Source organism: Massilia psychrophila (genome assembly GCF_002760665.1).
In the GTDB taxonomy this organism is placed as follows: Bacteria; Pseudomonadota; Gammaproteobacteria; order Burkholderiales; family Burkholderiaceae_D; genus JAFCUW01.
Map to the genome: position 1 here is coordinate 1 of NZ_PDOB01000083.1, position 1567 is coordinate 1567.

Consider the following 1567-nt stretch of genomic DNA (forward strand, 5'->3'; position numbering starts at 1 on the left):
GAATTTCTGCGTCATCCGCTCCTGCCTCGACACGCTGCGCAAACAAGGCCACGGCATGCTCGACGTCTTGCGGCGCGCCTTCAATGGCGATCCAATTCGGCTCGCTGCATAGCGGCTAAATAGTCACCCCTAGTTTAACCTTTACGATTTTTTGGTACGCGGGGGAAATACGATCAGCGTAATACACTTCAATCTTCACAACACGCTTTATGTGACAATCCATATGTTTTTGGCAAATATCAACATTCAGAATGTAAACGCGCTTTTATGTGCTGGCGTAATCGCAATCCGTGGAAACGTGTAGCTTATCCAGATTTCGGCGGATTGTCGATGACGTATTGCATCCCATCGGCAACAGAAAGGAGGGGCGAGGGCGCGGGATTGCCTGTTGCTGGTTCTTTCGCGAGACATTCGATGGAGATGATCAGCGGCGAAAAAATTTGCGTCGGCAAACTACCCGGACGCACTCTGCTTTGACGCAGGGAACTGGCCGGTCCTTGGCCGGTCTTCGGGGCAAATTTCGCTGTTTTTGCTCTTAACGCTGCGGACGAGAAAAGCCGCTATAGGTTAGTCGAATGGCCCGCTAACCGGGCTCGCTCTGTCGGTGATGTATTTCATCTGCAACAAACCGTGCAACCCAGCTGGTCCGTAGGCGAACCGCCATGGTTTCAGCTATCCTCTTGCAGCTGGGCTTGGACCTAAGCTTGAAAATCCTTGTGTCGGTGGTTCGATTCCGCCCCGGGCCACCAAGAACATCGTTCACGCAACGCCCACTCAAGCAAGTGGGCGTTGTCGTTTCTGGGGTTCGAAGTTTTCGTGTCCGGTCTATTTCCGACTCGCTTAACCGGAACAGCCATCTCACCAAGTCGCCCAATCTTGGTCAGCATGTCCTGGCTAACGCCTGCACGCGCCTCCGGCCGAGCACGAAAAGCCCTGCGGCCAACAACGCGTACGACGCCGGTTCCGGTATGGCACTCATGATCTAGACAGAAAAGCTGGTTGCCTTGCCACCCATCGGCCAGAAGCCGGGCGCATCAGGGTTGGAAGGGTATGCATTGATCCCGAAAACACCGCTGGTGATGCCACCAACGTCGCGCATGGTCAGCGCCCCACCGGGGCCAGGCGTGCCTGTCGGCGCATATCCGGTTTGCCAGAAGTGCAGATTGTCCAGTCTGACCTCATGAAGATACGCATCTCCGTATCGAACGGCGTATAGACGTTTGCCGATGTACTTCCGCTGCCGGTGTAGTGGTAGTGGTAGGTCATGCTCCCGATTTTGAACTCGACGAGCACTTGGCTGCTCTGGTCCGTTACCCATTCACCGCGGCCGGGTGAGTCCGCGACAGGGTCAAAGGTCGAACGCATGGTCAATTCATAGGGAAGCTCAGCTGCCTCGATCGTGTCGTCCAGCCCGAGGTAATAGAGGACCGTCTGGTTCACTAGTGGACCCATGATTTGAGACAGCGGTTTAAGCTACGGTCCTCACAGGAGGATAGCGGCGAATGGCGGAAATAAAGAAGCGGAAAGTGCACAGCGCGGAGTTCAAGGGAAAGGTCGGCCTTGAGGC

2 protein-coding genes are annotated in these 1567 nt (G+C 55.3%); both read right to left on the minus strand.

Annotation, left to right across the window (positions count from 1 at the left end; all coding sequences use genetic code 11):
* Positions 1 to 880: 880 nt before the first annotated feature.
* Positions 881 to 979 (minus strand): PEP-CTERM sorting domain-containing protein, encoded by a 99-nt coding sequence (locus CR103_RS24275; protein WP_099917953.1) that lies wholly within the window; start codon positions 977 to 979, stop codon positions 881 to 883.
* Positions 980 to 1101: 122 nt separating this feature from the next.
* Entirely contained in the window at positions 1102 to 1440 is a 339-nt protein-coding gene (locus CR103_RS21715) for a hypothetical protein (protein WP_143752725.1), read from the minus strand.
* Between the last annotated feature and the right edge of the window lie 127 nt (positions 1441 to 1567).